A 16,169-nucleotide genomic window follows, 5' to 3' on the forward strand; every position below is an offset into this window, starting at 1 on the left:
TTGTCCGGCCGGATTCAGTCCGGCGGTTCGGCCCACAGGCATGGAGGCTGACTACGCGTATCCCAATTATCCCCGTCACCGGGGGTGCATCTCCAACGGTCCGGCAACGTCGGCAGGGGAAGCATGCCGCAGCTCCTACGGGGCAGCGGCTGATGGATACCAGGAGCTTCGCCCGCCCGGGCGTACAGCTAAAACCGTCAATTGGCAGTAGGACCAGTGCGCCGTGCGCACGGCTGCTGCCGGAAGGAGTGACGACATGCCCGTCGTTACAATGCGCCAGCTGCTCGACAGCGGCGTTCACTTTGGTCACCAGACCCGCCGTTGGAACCCGAAGATGAAGCGTTTCATCTTCACCGAGCGCAACGGCATCTACATCATTGACCTGCAGCAGTCGCTGTCCTACATCGACCGTGCATTCGAGTTCGTCAAGGCCACTGTTGCCCACGGCGGAACCGTACTGTTCGTCGGTACCAAGAAGCAGGCACAGGAAGCCATCGCCGAGCAGGCCACCCGTGTTGGCCAGCCGTACGTGAACCAGCGCTGGCTCGGTGGCATGCTCACCAACTTCCAGACTGTCGCCAAGCGGATCCAGCGCATGAAGGAACTCGAAGAGATCAACTTCGAGGACGTCGCTTCCTCCGGCCACACGAAGAAGGAGCTCCTGCTTCTCCGTCGTGAACTGACCAAGCTGGAAACCAACCTCGGCGGCATCCGCAACCTGACCAAGGCTCCGTCCCTGCTCTGGATTGTTGACACGCAGAAGGAACACCTCGCCATTGACGAGGCCAAGAAGCTGAACATCCCCGTTGTTGCCATCCTGGACAGCAACTGCGATCCGGACGACGTCGACTTCCCGATCCCGGGTAACGACGACGCCATCCGCTCCGTCAACCTGCTGACCCGCGTCATTGCCGACGCCGTGGCCGAGGGCCTGATCGTCCGCCACAACAAGTCCGGCAACACGGAAGCCCCGGCCGAGCCGCTGGCCGAGTGGGAGCGCGAGCTCCTCGAGGGTGCTGCTGAGACCCCGGCCGCTGACGCCGCTGCTGAAGCTCCCGCTGCTGAAGCCGCTCCGGCCGCTGAAGCTGCTGAGGCTCCCGCCGCTGATGTCGACGCCATCGTTGACGCCCCGGCCGCTGAAGTAACCGAGAAGTAAAGAACGTATTTCCTTAGTCCGGGGGATCCCCTGGACATGGGTTGTGGTGCGGCTGGCCGGTTTACCGGCCAGCCGCACTGGCAGAACCGCACCAATACTTATTACGGGAGGACTGGAGTCCAAATGGCGAACTACACTGCTGCTGATATCAAGGCACTGCGCGAGCGCACCGGCGCAGGCATGATGGATGTAAAGAAGGCTCTGGACGAGGCCAACGGCGATGCCGACAAGGCCATGGAGCTTATCCGCATCAAGGGCCTGAAGGGCGCGACCAAGCGTGAAGGCCGTTCCACCGCTGAAGGCCTGGTTGCCGCCAAGGTCATCGACGGCACGGTTGGCGTCATGATCGAGCTGAACTGCGAGACCGACTTCGTTGCCAAGTCCCCGAAGTTCATCGAACTGGCTGACAAGGTCCTGGCCGCTGCAGTTGAATCTGCTGCTGCCGACGCCGAATCCCTCCTCGCCTACAACGTTGACGGCAAGCCGCTGTCCGAGGTTGTTGTCGAAGAAGGCGCCATCCTGGGCGAGAAGGTTGTCGTCCGCCGCGTGGCACGCATCGAAGGCAAGACCGTCGACGCGTACCTGCACAAGACCTCCAAGGATCTTCCGGCACAGGTCGGCGTGCTGTTCGCCGTTGACGGCGAAGGCGCAGAAGCTGCCACCGCCGCCCACGACATCGCCGTGCACACCGCTGCATACGCTCCGACCTACCTGACCCGCGACGAAGTTCCGGCAGAGACGGTCGAGAACGAACGCCGCATTGCAGACGAGACGGCACGCGCAGAGGGCAAGCCCGAGGGTGCACTGCCGAAGATCGTCGAAGGCCGCCTGACCGGTTTCTTCAAGGAAATCGTCCTGGTGGACCAGCCGTTCGCCAAGGACGCCAAGAAGACCGTGGGCAAGGTTCTCGAAGAAGCCGCTGTTGCACCGGCAGGTTTCGCCCGCTTCCGTGTAGGCGCCTAATTAGTTAGGTAACAACGGTTTCGACGGAAACGTCATCATGGCAAAGGGGGTGGTCACCACGGGTGACCACCCCTTTTCTCTGCCCAGAACAGCTCACTAGTCTTAAAAGCAGCACCAGCACCTATGCCCGGGAGGCACAATGGCCCACGTATTGAAAGAAACCGATTCCCCGCGACGACGCGTCCTGCTGAAGCTCTCAGGAGAGGTGTTCGGCGGCGGCAAACTCGGGGTGGATCCGGATACCGTGCGGGCAGTGGCCAAGCAGATCGCTGCGACCGTGGGCGAGGTTGAGGTGGCCATCGTCGTCGGCGGCGGCAACTTCTTCCGCGGCGCGGAGCTGTCCACCAGCGGCATGGACCGCTCCCGTGCGGACTACATGGGCATGCTCGGCACAGTAATGAACTGCCTGGCACTGCAGGACTTCCTGGAGCAGGCCGGCGTCGAGACCCGCGTCCAGAGCGCCATCACCATGGGACAGGTGGCTGAGGCCTACATTCCGCGGCGCGCCATCCGGCACCTGGAAAAGGGCCGTGTGGTCATCTTCGGTGCCGGCGCAGGCCTGCCGTACTTCTCCACCGACACGGTAGCCGCCCAGCGGGCGCTGGAAGTGCACGCAGACGAGGTGCTGATGGCCAAGAGCGGCGTGGACGGCGTCTACACCGCCGATCCGAACAAGGATTCCAGCGCGGTACGGCTGGAGACCCTGACCTACGACGACGCCCTGCGCCAGGACATCCGCGTTATGGACCAGACGGCCATGACCATGTGCAAGGACAACGACCTGAACATGGTGGTGTTCGGCATGGAGGGTGAAGGCAACGTTACCCGCGCCCTCCGCGGCGAGAAGATCGGCACCATCGTTTCCAACTAGCGTTGGGCAGCTTGTCCCTGCGGGACCTGGAACGGCGGCAACGAAATCCCCTCGGCCGCAGGCGGCCTCCGGAATTTAAAGCCGCCTTCCTCCAGGTCCCTCCGGGACTGGCCCCGCAGGGTGCGGGTTCCCCTACACCTCGCAGGCTCGGTGCAGGGAACCTGCACCCTTTTGCGCCGAAAGGGTTCCCCTGCACCTCGCAGGCTCGGTGCAGGGAACCCGCACCCTTTTGGCTTAGGATGATAGAAGAGTCCGGCCACTAAGCCGACAGCGCTTGGTGGACACTGTTTTATGAGGAGAGACCGTGATCGAAGACACCTTGAAAGAGGCCGCCGACAAGATGGACAAGGCGGTGGAAGTTGCTAAGGAGGACTTCTCCTCCGTCCGCACAGGCCGCGCCAACCCGGCGCTGTTCAACCGGGTGCTGGTGGACTACTACGGTTCCCCGACGCAGCTGCAGCAGCTGGCATCCTTCGCCACCCCTGACGCCCGCACCCTGCTCATCACCCCCTACGATGTCAGCGCGCTGCGCGCCATCGAGCGGGCACTGAGCGACTCCGAGGTCGGCGCCAACCCGTCCAACGACGGTAAGGTCATCCGGGTCATCATGCCCGAGCTGACACAGGACCGCCGTAAGGAATACGTCAAGATTGTCCGCGGCAAGGCCGAGGACGCCAAGGTTTCCGTCCGCAACATCCGCCGCAAGGCCAAGGACGGCATTGACCGCCTGGTGAAGGACAGCGAAGTGGGCGAGGACGACGGCGCGCGTGCCGAAAAGGATCTCGATGCACTGACCAAGGCGCACACGGATTCCATTGACGAGCTCCTCAAGCGCAAGGAAGCCGAGCTTCTCGAGGTCTGATGAGTAACGCCCAGCCTCCCACCCAGGCTGGCGGTTCACCGTCCGTCGAGACAGTTCCGGCAGCAGCAAAGGCCAAGGAAATGAGCGCAGCTGATTCAGGACAGGTCGGCGGCCGCACCGCCCGGGGCCGCCGGTCCGCCGAGAAACCCGTAAAGGTTTCGCGCGCCGGACGCAATCTGCCTGCTGCCATCGCCGTAGGCGTGATTCTGCTCGGCTCCCTGCTTAGCGGCCTGCTCTTTTTCCCTTTCGCCATTGTGATTATTGCGGTTGGCTTCGCCGCCGTCGGTGTCTGGGAAGTCAACCGTGCGCTCGAAGTGCGCGGCATGAAAGTGCCGCAGGTGCCGGTGCTGGTCGGTTCCGTGGCGCTGCCGTTCGCGGCGTTCTTCGGCGGCACGGAAGCATTGGCCTTCGCGATGGTCGCAACGTCGGTTGCCATTCTCCTGTGGCGGAGCATCGACACCGCTGCCGAAGCGATCCAGAGCATCCTCGCCGGTATTTTCGTGGTTCTCTGGGTGCCGTTCCTGCTGAGCTTTGCACTCTTGCTGCTGCGCGAACCCGATGGACAGGTTCGAGTCGCCGTACTGCTCCTGCTCGTGGTCTCCAACGACACGTTCGGCTACCTGGTAGGTGCCTTCTTCGGTAAGCACCCGATGGCGCCCAAGATCAGCCCGAAGAAGTCCTGGGAAGGCTTTGGCGGCTCTGCCGTCGGTGCCGCCGTCGTAGGCGTCGGCGCTGCCGTCCTGTTCCTGGACCAGCCCTGGTGGTTCGGCGTTGTGCTTGCTGTGGCGACAGTGGCCGCGGCCACCGCCGGTGACTTCTCCGAGTCCATGGTCAAGCGGGAACTGGGGGTAAAGGACATGTCCAACCTCCTGCCGGGACACGGCGGAGTAATGGACCGGCTGGATTCCGTGGTGTTCGCCTCCCCGGTGGTATTCCTGCTGTCGGTGCTGCTTTCCACGGCTTCCTAGCAGGAGCAACCGTAACGGTCCGGCAACGGCCGGTGTGCCGGATCACGTCCGCGGCACGGGCATCGTAAGATGTTTCAGAGTTTTCAGACGATGCCCGGCAGGCGCCCTGTAGGGACAACCGGATCCAGCGGGAATTACTCCGCGGGGAAAAACCACAGAGGAACAATTTATTCATGGACGATGTGCGGCAGGCCAGTGCCCCTTTCGAACGCGTGGGACGACGGGACTACGGCTACAACATCCGCCAGGTCGATGAGTTCCTGACGAAAGCCAGGAACTACTACAACTCGGATTCCACGTCGGCTAATCCGGTGACCAGTGCGGACGTCCGGTCCATGGCGTTCGACCCGGCAAAGGGCGGTTACGAGCCGCAGGCGGTGGACGCCGCACTGGATCGGCTGGAAGACGTTTTCGCCCAGCGGGAACGGGACCGCCTGATATCCGACCGCGGCGAAGAAGCCTGGCTGCTGCAGATCGGACGGATGTCCGCGGTCCTTAGGGCCCGCCTGCACCGCAAGCCGGGGGAGCGGTTCCGCCGCCCCGGCAGGAAACGCGTCACCAGTTACAACGTCGAGGACGTTGACGCACTGTGCAACGAGCTCCTTGGATACTTCGAACACGACCGGCCCCTCAGCGTAGATGTGGTGCGCCGCGCCGTCTTCCGCGAGGCCAAAGGCCAGCAGGGATACGAGGAAAGCCAGGTGGATGCCTTCCTCGACCGCGTGGTCGAACTGATGGCTTCCATAGACTAGGCGGTCCTAGCGCGCCCCTGTTCCGGTTCCCGGGCGGGGCCGATCCAGCGGTTCCGGCGTGTGCAGCTGCGCCATGAACTTCGCCGTCCCGTCCGGCGCTGATCCGGCCGTCAGTCGGGACACCGCCACCATCACCGCAAACGCTGCGGGAACCGTCCAGGCCGCGGGCTGTTCGATCCAGGCGGGAATGCCGGCGCCCATCCGCGGCAGGACGGCCGCGGCGGCCATTGCCCCGCCGCACAGCAGCGCGCCGGTCAGCATTCCCGCTCCGGCGCCCGCCGCCGTCAGCCGGCGCCACCAGATGCCCAGCACCAGCAGCGGGCACAGGGTGGAGGCAGTGAATGCGAAAACCGTGCCGATGCTGCCGGCCAGTGCCGAGGATTCAGTCAGCAGGGCGATGACCAGGGGTACGACGGCGGCCAGCACGGCGGAGACCCGGAACCCGCCGACACTGCCGCGGAAGAACTCCTGGCTGATCACTCCCGCGAGCGAGACCGTAAGACCGCTGCTGGTGGAGAGGAACGCCGCGAATGCCCCAGCCGTGGCCAGGGCCGCGAGCAGGTCGCCGGTGGCGCCGTCGAACACCCGCCCCGGCAGCAGCAGCACGGTCGCATCCGCGGCACCGCCGGCGGCCAGGTCCGGGGCATAGATCCTGCCCAGCACGCCGTAGGTGATCGGGAAGATGTAGAAGAGCGAGAGCAGGCCCAGGACAATCAGGGTGGTCCGCCGGGCCGAGGGGCCGTCGGGGTTGGTGTAGAAACGGACCAGCACGTGCGGGAGTCCGAGTGTGCCGCAGAGCAGGGCGATGCTCAGCGAAATATTGCGGTACAGCGGAGCGTGGGTTTCCGGGTTCAGCGCCTCCGCCAGGATCTGCCCGCCGCCGGCGGGCGGGCCGTCACCGGCGAGGCGGAAGAGGATGAACAGCACCGGTACGGCAATCGCCACCAGTTTCAGCCAGTACTGGAAAGCCTGGACAAACGTGATGGAGCGCATCCCGCCGGTCACCACGCTGAGGCAGACGACGCCGGTGACCACCAGGCAGCCGATCTCGGCGGGCAGCCCGGTGGTGATGCGCATGGTCAGCGCCGCACCGTGCAGCTGCGGCACGATGTACAGCCAGCCGATGGCGATCACCAGCAGGCTGGTGAGGCGCCGCACGGGGAGTGACTCCAGCCGGGCGGAGGCGAAGTCCGGCACGGTGTAGGCGCCGGACCGGCGCAGCGGTGCCGCGACGAAGAGCAGGAGCATGAGGTAGCCGCCGGTGTAGCCGATGGGGAACCAGAGCGCGTCCACCCCGGAAGCGACAATCAGCCCCGCCACGCCCAGGAAGCTGGCCGCCGAGAGGTACTCGCCGCCGATGGCCGAGGCGTTCCACCAGGGTTTCACCGTCCGGGAGGCCACATAGAAGTCGCTGGTGGTCCGCGAGATCCGCAGGCCGTAGAAGCCGATCAGCAGGGTCGCGGCGGAAACCAGTGCCAGCGCCGTGTACCCGATGCCGGGGTTCATGCCTGCGGCCACATCCCAGTTCACCGGCTACCGTCCGTCCACCAGGTCGCGGTACCGGTTTTCGTTCCGCTGGGCACTGAGCACGTAGAGCAGCCCGCAGCCGATGACCAGCGGATAAACGCCGACGCCGAGCAGGATCCACGGAGCAGGGACACCGAAAACGGACAGCTCGGCAATCACGGGCAGGAAAGCCAGCAGGACCGGAACGCTGAGCAGGATCAGCAGGAAGCCGCCGCCCACCACCAGTGCCAGCCGGAGCTGGCTGCGGATCAGGGAACCGATGATCAGCTCGCCCACCTCGGACTGCTCGTCCAGCTCCCGGGACACCGGGAACGGGGCTGCGCCCGTGCCCGGCGCGGTCACCCGGACGCGCCGGGAACCAGGTGAGGCGGCGGGAGTGGAATCCCCGTTCACTGCGTGGGCCGGACGCGGCCGGCGGCGAGTGTGTTGCGCACGGCGGGCAGGTGCCGCCGGCTGACGGGAAGGTCCACCTCGCCCAGCCGCACGCTTGCCCGCCCTCCGGTCAGCCGCACCTGGCGGATGTGGGTCCGGGCCACCAGGAAGGACCGGTGGATGCGCACGAACCCGGCACCGGCCCACTGCTCCTCCAGATCCGCCAGCGGAACCCGGATCAGGTAGCTGGCGTCCGCGGTGTGCAGCCGGGCATAGTCGCCCTGCGCCTGGACGTAGCGTATGTCGCCGCGGGGGATGATCCTCGTCGTCGCGCCCTGGACCACGGTGACGACGTCGGCATCCTCCGGCTCGGCGTCGGCCGCGAGCTCGCAGATCCGGCGGACCGACTCGGAGAGCCGCTCCGGCCGGACGGGTTTCAGCAGGTAGTCGAGGGCGGCAAGATCAAAGGCCCGCAGTGCCTGGTCCTCATCCGCGGTCACGAAGACGACGGCGGGCGGACGCTCGCGCCGGCCCAGCGCCTTAGCGATGTCCAGGCCGGAGAGGGCCGGCATGTGGATGTCGAGGAAGACGGCATCGATGTTGCGGGTCTCGATTTCGTGCAGCGCCTGGGCGCCGCTGGCAGCCCGGTGGACCGTGCCGATCCGGGCGTCCAGGCCCAGGAGGTAGGCGAGCTCCTCGACGGCGGGGGCTTCGTCGTCGGCCACTACAACGGTGAGTGGCCGGAGAGGTTTGCGCATGGAGAACAGATTACGCGTTCGTGGGCCGGTTCTCCGGCTGCGACTTGGGTACCCGCATGGTGATCAGGGTGCCGGCCCCGGGTGCCGTGTCAATGACGAGCCCGTGCTTTTCGCCGTAGACCTGCCGCAGCCGCACATCCACGTTGCGCAGGCCCACATGGTCCCCGTCGGCGTGGCCGGCCAGGACGGAGCGGAGGTACTCGGGGTCCATGCCCACCCCGTTGTCCTCGATGGTGATGACGGCGTCCGCTCCGGCGTCGACGGCGGCAATGCTGATCCGGCCCTGCCCGTCCTTGGTCTCCAGGCCGTGGCGGACGGAATTTTCCACCAGCGGCTGCAGGGACAGGAACGGAATGACCGTACCCAGCACCTCGGGAGCAATCTGCAGGGCCACTTTGAGCCGCTCGCCGAAGCGTGCCCGTTCCAACAGGAGATACCGGTCCACGGATTCCAGTTCCTGGGCGATGGTGGTGAAGTTGCCGTGCCGGCGGAAGGAATAGCGGGTGAAATCCGCGAACTCGACCACCAGCTCCCGGGCGCGGGCCGGGTCCGTATTGATATAGGACGCGATCGCGTTCAGCGAGTTGTAGATGAAGTGCGGGCTGATCTGTGCCCGCAGCGCCCGGACCTCGGCCTCCATCAGCTGCGCACGGGAGGCATCCAGCTCCGCCAGCTCCACCTGCGTGGCAAGCCAGGCCGCCACCTCGTTGGCCGCCCGGACCAGGCCGGCGCGGACGGTCGGGGCGAACACGGCGACGGTGCCCAGGGTCTGGCCGTTGACCGGCAACGGGGAGACCAGCAGCTCGCCGCAGTCCTCCAGGCCCAGGGCGCGCACTGCGGCGCCGCGGAAGACGCGTGTCCGGCCGGATTCGAGCACCAGCGCCGCTGCCGACAACAGCCGTTGGCGGCGGAACGGAGTGTCACTGACCGCACCGTCCCACGCCAGCACGGCGGATGCATCGGTGATCACCAGGGTGTCGCAGTCCAGCAGGTCGCGCAGGTGCCGGCTGGCCTTGCGGGCGCCGGCCGGCGTCAGGCCGGCCCGCAGATGCGCCGAGGCGAGCGACGCCGTGTGGAGGGTTGAGTAGGTGGCCTGCTCGGCGTCGGACCCCAGGTCCCGCTGCGATCGGCTGAGCCGGAAGCCGAGTGCGCCCACGACGGCGACGGTCAGGACGGCAACGGCGCAGACCAGGGCAATATCGACGGCGGGACTGAGCATGGACCAACCCTAACGGCCCGGCGGACGTCTCGGCCGTTCGACGCCGCGTAGAGCGCCGTCGAACGCCGTTCAGCGCTGTTCGTCGCTGTTCACCGCCGTTCACCGCACGGAACCAACCGTTCACCGACGCCGCGGGGCGGCGGATCGACACCGCCCCGGGACTGTAGGAAAGTGATCAGCGTCACAGCTTGCACAGCGTCGTGTCCTGACCTCCACAGGTGGATGCCGCGCGGCGGGCCCCACTAGAGGAGGAACAATGGCTGAAGAGCAGCCGGTTTCACACGCTGCGCACCCGGAACAGGTGGACTTCCGGGACGTCCAGAGCTCGCCTGAGTTCCAGGAACTGCGCAAGCGCCAGCGCAGCTTTATTTTCCCCATGGCCGTGGTTTTCCTGGTCTGGTACTTCGCGTACGTCCTGCTGGCCGACTACGCCCACGAATTTATGTCCACCCCGGTGATCGGGAACATCAACATGGGCCTGATCCTCGGCCTGCTGCAGTTCGTCAGCACATTCGGCATCACCATGTGGTACGTCAGCTACGCCAACCGCAAGATGGACCCCATTGCGGCGGACCTCCGCCGTGACCTTGAGGCCCACGGAGTGAGCCGCCCGGAGGAGACCAAGTGAACAGCCTGCACATTTCCGCCGCCACCGAAGTGACGGCCGAGTCCATCAAGGACACCGGCCTGCTGAACATGGTCATCTTCGGTGTCTTCGTGGCCGTCACCCTGGTGGTGGTGCTGCGCGCCAGCCGCAACAACAAGACCGCGGCCGACTACTACGCCGCCGGCCGGTCCTTCACCGGACCGCAGAACGGCACCGCCATTGCCGGTGACTACCTCTCGGCGGCGTCGTTCCTCGGCATTGTCGGGGCCATCGCCGTGAACGGCTATGACGGCTTCCTGTACTCCATCGGCTTCCTCGTCGCCTGGCTCGTCGCCCTGCTCCTGGTCGCTGAAATGCTGCGCAACACCGGCAAGTTCACCATGGCCGATGTGCTCTCCTTCCGCCTCAAGCAGCGGCCGGTGCGCATTGCCGCAGCCATCACCACGCTGGCGGTCTGCTTCTTCTACCTGCTGGCCCAGATGGCCGGTGCAGGCGGACTGGTCTCCCTGCTTATGGGTATTGACAGCAAGGTCGGACAGTCCGTGGTCATCACAGTCGTCGGCGCCCTGATGATCATCTACGTACTGGTCGGCGGCATGAAGGGCACCACCTGGGTGCAGATCATCAAGGCCTTCCTGCTGATTGTCGGCGCGGCCGTTATGACCGTCTGGGTCCTGGCCCTGCACGGCTTCAACCTCTCCGAACTGCTGGGTGCCGCCGTCGAAACCACCGGCAACCCGGCCATCCTGGATCCGGGACTGCAGTACGGCAAGTCGGACACCTCCAAGCTGGACTTCGTCTCCCTCGGCCTGGCACTGGTACTGGGTACCGCCGCCCTGCCGCACGTGCTGATGCGCTTCTACACGGTTCCCACCGCCAAGGAAGCCCGGCGGTCCGTTGTATGGGCCATCTGGCTGATCGGCATCTTCTACCTGTTCACCCTGGTCCTGGGCTACGGCGCCGCGGCCCTGATCGGCTCGGACGCCATCAAGGAAGCTCCCGGCGGAGTGAACTCGGCTGCACCGCTGCTGGCCTTTGCGCTGGGTGGTCCGGTGCTACTGGGACTGATTTCCGCCGTCGCCTTCGCCACCATCCTGGCAGTGGTGGCCGGCCTGACCATCACGGCAGCGGCCTCCTTCGCGCATGACATCTACGCCAACGTCATCCGCAAGGGACAGGTGGATGCAGACGGCGAGGTCAAGGTAGCCCGCACCACGGTAGTGGTGATCGGCATCATCTCGATCCTCGGCGGCATCGGCGCCCAGGGCCAGAACGTGGCCTTCCTGGTGGCCCTCGCCTTCGCGGTGGCGGCCAGTGCCAACCTGCCCACGATTGTCTACTCGCTCTACTGGCGGAAGTTCTCCACCCAGGGCGCACTGTGGAGCATGTACGGCGGCCTCGGCTCCGCGATTGTGCTCATTGCCTTCTCGCCGGTTGTCTCCGGTGCGGAAACCTCAATGATCGTCGGCGCGGACTTTGCCTGGTTCCCGCTGAATAACCCGGGCATCGTGTCCATCCCGCTGGCCTTCTTCCTGGGCTGGCTGGGTACCGTGCTGGACAAGAACACCGAATCCGCCATCAAGCAGGCGGAGATGGAAGTCCGGTCACTGACCGGCGTCGGCGCCGAGAAGGCCGTCGACCACTAGGGGGCAACAGCCTCAGCAAAGGCAGGTTCCGCTCAGGCGGGGCCTGCCTTTGCCGTGGCCGGTGCCTGCTCCCGCCGTTCGGGGCTCGACGACGGCGGCTGCGGCAGTCCTGCCCCGCGGCGCAGCAGGGGAGCGGCGCGCAGGGGGATGAGTTCACCCATGGCCAGGTTGGTGTCGCAGCGCTGGACGCCTTCAACGGCGAGGATCTGCTTGTTGATGCGGAACAGGTCTTCGGCGTCTGCAGCTACGACGCGCAGCAGGATGTCGGCGTCTCCGGTGAGGCCGTGGGCTTCGACAACCTCGGGCAGTCCGGCCAGGTCTTCGGTGATCCGCGCCAGGCTCGGCTGGTGGACATGGACATGCACAAACGCCATCAGGGGGTAGCCGAGCGCGGCAGTGCTGATCCGGCGTTCAAACGGCAGGAACGCCCCTTTGCGTTCCAGTCCGGCCAGCCGGGCCTGGACGGTATTGCGGGAGAGGCCGAGGACTGCCGCCAGGGCCACGGCCGTACGTGTTGAATCCTCCGCCAGGGCAAGGAGGAGACGTAGGTCGGTGGTGTCGAGGGGCTGCATAGTGCGCAACGCTAGCACGGCGTTTTGGCCGTTTACAGGGCAGGATGCTCGGTCTTTGCGGGAATGGTTGTGCCGGGTGCTGGGTGTGAGTAGGGTCACATGTACCCGGGCAATGGAGCCCGGGGTCGGTTTGGCCCCGCCACCCCAGAGGCCCAAACACGGAAGGATGCGTATCCAAGTGTCCCTGCATACCCCGGTGCGGCACCCGGAAAACTCCGGCAGCTCACCCACCGACCCTTACGTACAGCTCGTCACCCCCGACGGCGTCCGTACCCCGGACCCCCTGTATGACCGCTGGGTCGAGGATATCGACGGCGCCCGGCTGCAGGAGCTCTACATCGACATGGCGGTCATCCGCCGGATCGATACCGAAGCCACGGCCCTGCAGCGGCAGGGCGAGCTGGGGCTGTGGCCTCCGCTGCTCGGCCAGGAAGCCGCACAAATCGGCTCCGTACGGTCCCTGCGCTCCTCCGACTTCGTTTTCCCCAGCTACCGGGAGAACGGCGTGGCATACTGCCGCGGTGTGGAAGTGGGTGACCTGATGCGGGTCTGGCGCGGCAACGCCGGCGCCGGCTGGGACCCGCATGAAGTGAACATGGCGCCCACCCAGGTCATCATCGGCGCCCAGGCCCTGCACGCCGCCGGCTACGCCATGGGAATCACCCGCGACGGTACCGATGACGCGGTGATCAGCTACTTCGGCGACGGCGCCACCAGCCAGGGAGACGTCCACGAGGCGATGGTCTTCGCCTCGAGCTTCAACTCCCCGGTCGTTTTCTTCTGCTCAAACAACCAATGGGCCATCTCCGAACCGGTCACGCTGCAGGCACAGGTACCCATCGCCAACCGCGCCCCGGGCTTCGGCATCCCGTCCATCCGGGTGGACGGCAACGATGTCCTTGCGGTTATGGCCGCAACCCGGGAGGCGCTGGACCGGGCCCGCTCCGGCAACGGGCCGACCTTCATTGAAGCGGTCACCTACCGGATGGGTCCGCACACCACGGCCGACGATCCCACGCGCTACCGGGACTCCGCCGAACTGGAACGGTGGCGGCGAAAGGATCCGCTGTCCCGGCTGCAGGCGCTGCTGGCTTCCATGGGACTGTTCACCGAAGAGTTCGCCGCCGAAGCCGGCCGCCGGGCCGACGACGTAGCTGCCGAGCTGCGCGCCGCGTGCCTCGGTATGCCGGACCCGGTGCCCGCAGAAGTTTTTGCCCATGTCTATTCCGAGCCCCACTCCTGGCTGGACCGCCAGCAGGAGCAGTACTCGCGTTATCTCAGCGGTTTCGCTGGCGAGGAGAACCGGTAATGACCAGCATGACCTTCGGGCGGGCGATCAATGCCGGCCTGCGCCGGGCAATGGAACAGGATCCCCGCGTCCTGATTATGGGTGAGGACGTCGGCAAGCTCGGCGGCGTCTTCCGGATCACAGACGGACTCCAGAAGGACTTCGGTCCGCTGCGCGTCGTGGACACCCCGCTCGCCGAGTCCGGGATCATGGGCACAGCAGTGGGGCTGGCGTTCCGCGGCTACCGCCCCGTAGTGGAGATCCAGTTCGACGGCTTCATCTACCCGGCGTTCGACCAGATTGTTTCCCAGGTGGCCAAGATGCACTACCGGACCCGCGGAGCAGTGAAACTGCCGCTGACCATCCGGGTTCCCTTCGGCGGCGGCATCGGATCACCCGAACACCATTCCGAATCACCCGAGGCCTATTTCACCCATACTTCGGGGCTGCGCGTCATCAGCGTGTCCAACCCGCAGGACGCGTACACAATGATCCAGCAGGCCATCGCTTCCGACGATCCGGTGCTCTACTTCGAACCGAAGCGGCGCTACCACGTGAAGGGGGAGGTGGACGAAGCAGCGGCACCGCAGCTGCCCATGGGCTCCGCCCGGGTGCTGAACGAGGGCAGCGACGTAACACTGGTCGCCTACGGCCCACTTGTCCCCACCGCCCGCGACGCCGCAGTGGCGGCCTCGGACGAAGGCGTCTCGGTGGAGGTCATCGACCTGCGCTCGCTCGCACCCGTCGACTTCGCCACCGTGGAGGCCTCCGTGCGCAAGACCGGGCGGCTGGTGATCACGCACGAGGCAGCCCAGTCCGGCGGCCTGGGCGCGGAGATCGCGGCCAGCATCACCGAGCGCTGCTTCGAGTACCTCGAGCATGCTCCGGTGCGGGTTACAGGCTTTGACATCCCGTATCCGCCCTCCCGGCTCGAGTCCCACCACCTGCCGGACCTCGACCGCATCCTCGACGGAGTGGACTGTGCCATGGACCGGCCCAGTTCCCTGGCCGGCGTCGTTTCCGGATCGGCGGCGAGCTGATGCTGCGCGAATTCCGCCTCCCGGATCTGGGGGAGGGGCTCACCGAGTCCGAGATCCTGAACTGGCACGTCAGCGTGGGGGATATCGTCCAGCTGAACCAGGTGATTGCCGATGTTGAGACAGCCAAGGCGGTGGTGGAGCTGCCGTCCCCCTACGCCGGGACAGTGGCCCGCCTGCACGAACAGGCCGGAACGGTGGTCGAGGTCGGATCCCCGATCGTTTCATTCGAGGTAGCGGTGCCTGCGGGTGCCGAGGCAGAAGCGGCCGGCGAGCCGGTGCAGGCCAAGCGGGAGCCGAACCTGGTGGGGTACGGTGCGGTGCCGGATGCCACCGGTCGCCCCGCCCGACGACGCCGCGGCCCGGCTCCTGCCCCGGGACCCGTGCCTGCCGCGGTGCCTGCGGCTGAGGCTGCCCCTGCTGCGGCTGCGGCTGCACCCGTGCCTGCCCCCGTGCAGGAGCGTCCGCGATCCACCCCGCCGGTCCGCAAGCTGGCCCGGGATATGGGAGTGGACCTCACCCAGGTACACGGCTCCGGCCCGGGCGGGCTCGTGGTGCGTACCGACGTCGTCCGTGCTGCTTCACCCGCCGCCGAAACGGCGCCAACATCCGCAATGAACTCCGCCGCTGCCGTGCCTGCCCCGCCGGCGCCGGAGGGGCGGGAGGAACGGATCGCCATCTCCGGCATGCGGAAGCATACTGCTGCCGCCATGGTGGCCAGCGCCTTCACTGCTCCCCATGCCACGGTGTTCCTCACGGTGGATGTCACTCCCACCATGGAGCTGCTGGAACGGCTCCGGCAGCAGCCGGCCTTCAACGGCTTGAAGCTGTCTCCGCTGACGCTGGCGGCCAAGGCGGTTTGTCTGGGGCTGAAGCGTTTCCCGTCGCTGAATTCGCGGTGGGATGAGTCCGCACGGGAAATCATCCGCTACAACTACGTGAACCTCGGCATTGCCGCGGCCACGCCGCGCGGGCTGATGGTTCCCAACATCAAGGATGCCCAGACACTGAGCCTGCATGGCCTGGCTGCTGCGGTGACGTCCCTGGCGCAGACCGCACGGGAGGGCAGGACGCAGCCCGCGGACCTGGCGGGCGGGACCATCTCCATCTCCAACGTGGGGGTGTTCGGCGTCGACACCGGAACGCCCATCCTGAATCCGGGAGAGGCAGCCATCCTGGCGCTGGGGGCAGTCCGCCGGCAGCCGTGGGAGTACAACGGAGCCATTGCCCTGCGCTCGGTAATGACCCTGAGCCTCTCCTTTGACCACCGGCTCGTCGACGGCGAGCAGGGGGCAGGGTTCCTGAGCGAAGTGGGAGCCGTTCTGGCCGAGCCCGCACTGGCACTGGCCATGGCTTAGGAGCAGAAAGGGGCTTAGACGCATCAAGGGCCGCCTGCGGAGAAATCCGCAGGCGGCCCTTTACCCTGCTGCAGCCCGGGCCGGCGACGGGGACGGAGACAGCTTCGGTGTCCGCTTCGGTGCCCGGAAAGGCGGCAACGAAATCCCTTGCTCGCAGAGCTCGCCGGGATATTAAAGCCGCCTTATCCCGGCGCCTACGTCGGACCCGCCCTG

General features: G+C 66.3%; 16 protein-coding genes. 11 read left to right on the forward strand and 5 right to left on the reverse strand.

Annotated features, from left to right (window positions below; genetic code table 11):
* Nucleotides 1-256: 256 nt before the first annotated feature.
* From rpsB to N2K99_RS05425, 6 genes are all read left to right on the forward strand, one after another.
* Nucleotides 257-1,156, forward strand: coding sequence for a 30S ribosomal protein S2 (rpsB, locus tag N2K99_RS05400; protein WP_227924434.1), 900 nt, complete (start codon nt 257-259; stop codon nt 1,154-1,156).
* Nucleotides 1,157-1,279: 123 nt separating this feature from the next.
* Nucleotides 1,280-2,119 carry a translation elongation factor Ts gene (gene tsf, locus N2K99_RS05405; protein ID WP_227924435.1) on the forward strand — a complete coding sequence of 280 codons (840 nt, stop codon included), beginning with the start codon at nt 1,280-1,282 and terminating at the stop codon, nt 2,117-2,119.
* Nucleotides 2,120-2,258: 139 nt separating this feature from the next.
* Nucleotides 2,259-2,990, forward strand: a complete 732-nt coding sequence (pyrH, locus tag N2K99_RS05410; protein ID WP_227924436.1) for a UMP kinase — start codon at nt 2,259-2,261, stop codon at nt 2,988-2,990.
* A gap of 304 nt (nt 2,991-3,294) precedes the next feature.
* Nucleotides 3,295-3,852, forward strand: coding sequence for a ribosome recycling factor (gene frr, locus N2K99_RS05415; RefSeq protein WP_227924437.1), 558 nt, complete (start codon nt 3,295-3,297; stop codon nt 3,850-3,852).
* A gap of 80 nt (nt 3,853-3,932) precedes the next feature.
* Nucleotides 3,933-4,820, forward strand: a complete 888-nt coding sequence (locus N2K99_RS05420) for a phosphatidate cytidylyltransferase (protein WP_374200077.1) — start codon at nt 3,933-3,935, stop codon at nt 4,818-4,820.
* A gap of 173 nt (nt 4,821-4,993) precedes the next feature.
* Complete coding sequence (locus tag N2K99_RS05425) at nt 4,994-5,572, forward strand: DivIVA domain-containing protein (RefSeq protein ID WP_227924439.1); 579 nt, start codon at nt 4,994-4,996, stop codon at nt 5,570-5,572.
* 6 nt (nt 5,573-5,578) lie between these two features.
* On the opposite strand, the gene N2K99_RS05430 is transcribed toward N2K99_RS05425, so the two are convergent.
* The 4 genes from N2K99_RS05430 to N2K99_RS05445 are packed head-to-tail and all read right to left on the reverse strand — an operon-like array spanning nt 5,579 to nt 9,448.
* Complete coding sequence (locus N2K99_RS05430) at nt 5,579-7,078, reverse strand: cation acetate symporter (protein WP_227924466.1); 1,500 nt, start codon at nt 7,076-7,078, stop codon at nt 5,579-5,581.
* A gap of 27 nt (nt 7,079-7,105) precedes the next feature.
* Nucleotides 7,106-7,492: a hypothetical protein gene (locus N2K99_RS05435; RefSeq protein ID WP_227934550.1), complete on the reverse strand. Its 387-nt coding sequence runs from the start codon at nt 7,490-7,492 to the stop codon at nt 7,106-7,108.
* Nucleotides 7,489-8,229: a LytTR family DNA-binding domain-containing protein gene (locus N2K99_RS05440; protein WP_227924441.1), complete on the reverse strand. Its 741-nt coding sequence runs from the start codon at nt 8,227-8,229 to the stop codon at nt 7,489-7,491. Before N2K99_RS05440 ends, N2K99_RS05435 begins: the two co-directional genes overlap by 4 nt.
* A gap of 10 nt (nt 8,230-8,239) precedes the next feature.
* Nucleotides 8,240-9,448 carry a sensor histidine kinase gene (locus tag N2K99_RS05445; protein WP_227934551.1) on the reverse strand — a complete coding sequence of 403 codons (1,209 nt, stop codon included), beginning with the start codon at nt 9,446-9,448 and terminating at the stop codon, nt 8,240-8,242.
* 256 nt (nt 9,449-9,704) lie between these two features.
* Between N2K99_RS05445 and N2K99_RS05450 the strand changes: the two genes are divergently transcribed.
* Both N2K99_RS05450 and N2K99_RS05455 read left to right on the forward strand, forming a co-directional pair.
* A complete protein-coding gene (locus tag N2K99_RS05450) occupies nt 9,705-10,076 on the forward strand; it encodes a DUF485 domain-containing protein (protein ID WP_227924443.1) in 372 nt (123 codons plus the stop codon).
* 68 nt (nt 10,077-10,144) lie between these two features.
* Nucleotides 10,145-11,701 carry a cation acetate symporter gene (locus N2K99_RS05455; protein ID WP_227924467.1) on the forward strand — a complete coding sequence of 519 codons (1,557 nt, stop codon included), beginning with the start codon at nt 10,145-10,147 and terminating at the stop codon, nt 11,699-11,701.
* A gap of 32 nt (nt 11,702-11,733) precedes the next feature.
* Here the strand turns inward: N2K99_RS05455 and N2K99_RS05460 are convergent, their stop codons facing one another.
* Entirely contained in the window at nt 11,734-12,273 is a 540-nt protein-coding gene (locus N2K99_RS05460) for an Lrp/AsnC family transcriptional regulator (protein ID WP_227924444.1), read from the reverse strand.
* A gap of 166 nt (nt 12,274-12,439) precedes the next feature.
* Between N2K99_RS05460 and pdhA the strand changes: the two genes are divergently transcribed.
* From pdhA to N2K99_RS05475, 3 genes are read left to right on the forward strand one after another with little or no spacing between them, the layout of a single operon-like run.
* Nucleotides 12,440-13,582 (forward strand): pyruvate dehydrogenase (acetyl-transferring) E1 component subunit alpha, encoded by a 1,143-nt coding sequence (gene pdhA, locus N2K99_RS05465; RefSeq protein ID WP_374200075.1) that lies wholly within the window; start codon nt 12,440-12,442, stop codon nt 13,580-13,582.
* Entirely contained in the window at nt 13,582-14,601 is a 1,020-nt protein-coding gene (locus N2K99_RS05470) for an alpha-ketoacid dehydrogenase subunit beta (protein ID WP_227924445.1), read from the forward strand. The genes pdhA and N2K99_RS05470 overlap by 1 nt, the downstream gene beginning before the upstream one ends.
* A complete protein-coding gene (locus N2K99_RS05475) occupies nt 14,601-15,956 on the forward strand; it encodes a dihydrolipoamide acetyltransferase family protein (RefSeq protein WP_227924446.1) in 1,356 nt (451 codons plus the stop codon). The genes N2K99_RS05470 and N2K99_RS05475 overlap by 1 nt, the downstream gene beginning before the upstream one ends.
* Nucleotides 15,957-16,169: the final 213 nt, after the last annotated feature.

It is taken from the genome of Arthrobacter sp. zg-Y1110 (assembly GCF_025244865.1).
Classification (GTDB): Bacteria; Actinomycetota; Actinomycetes; order Actinomycetales; family Micrococcaceae; genus Arthrobacter_B.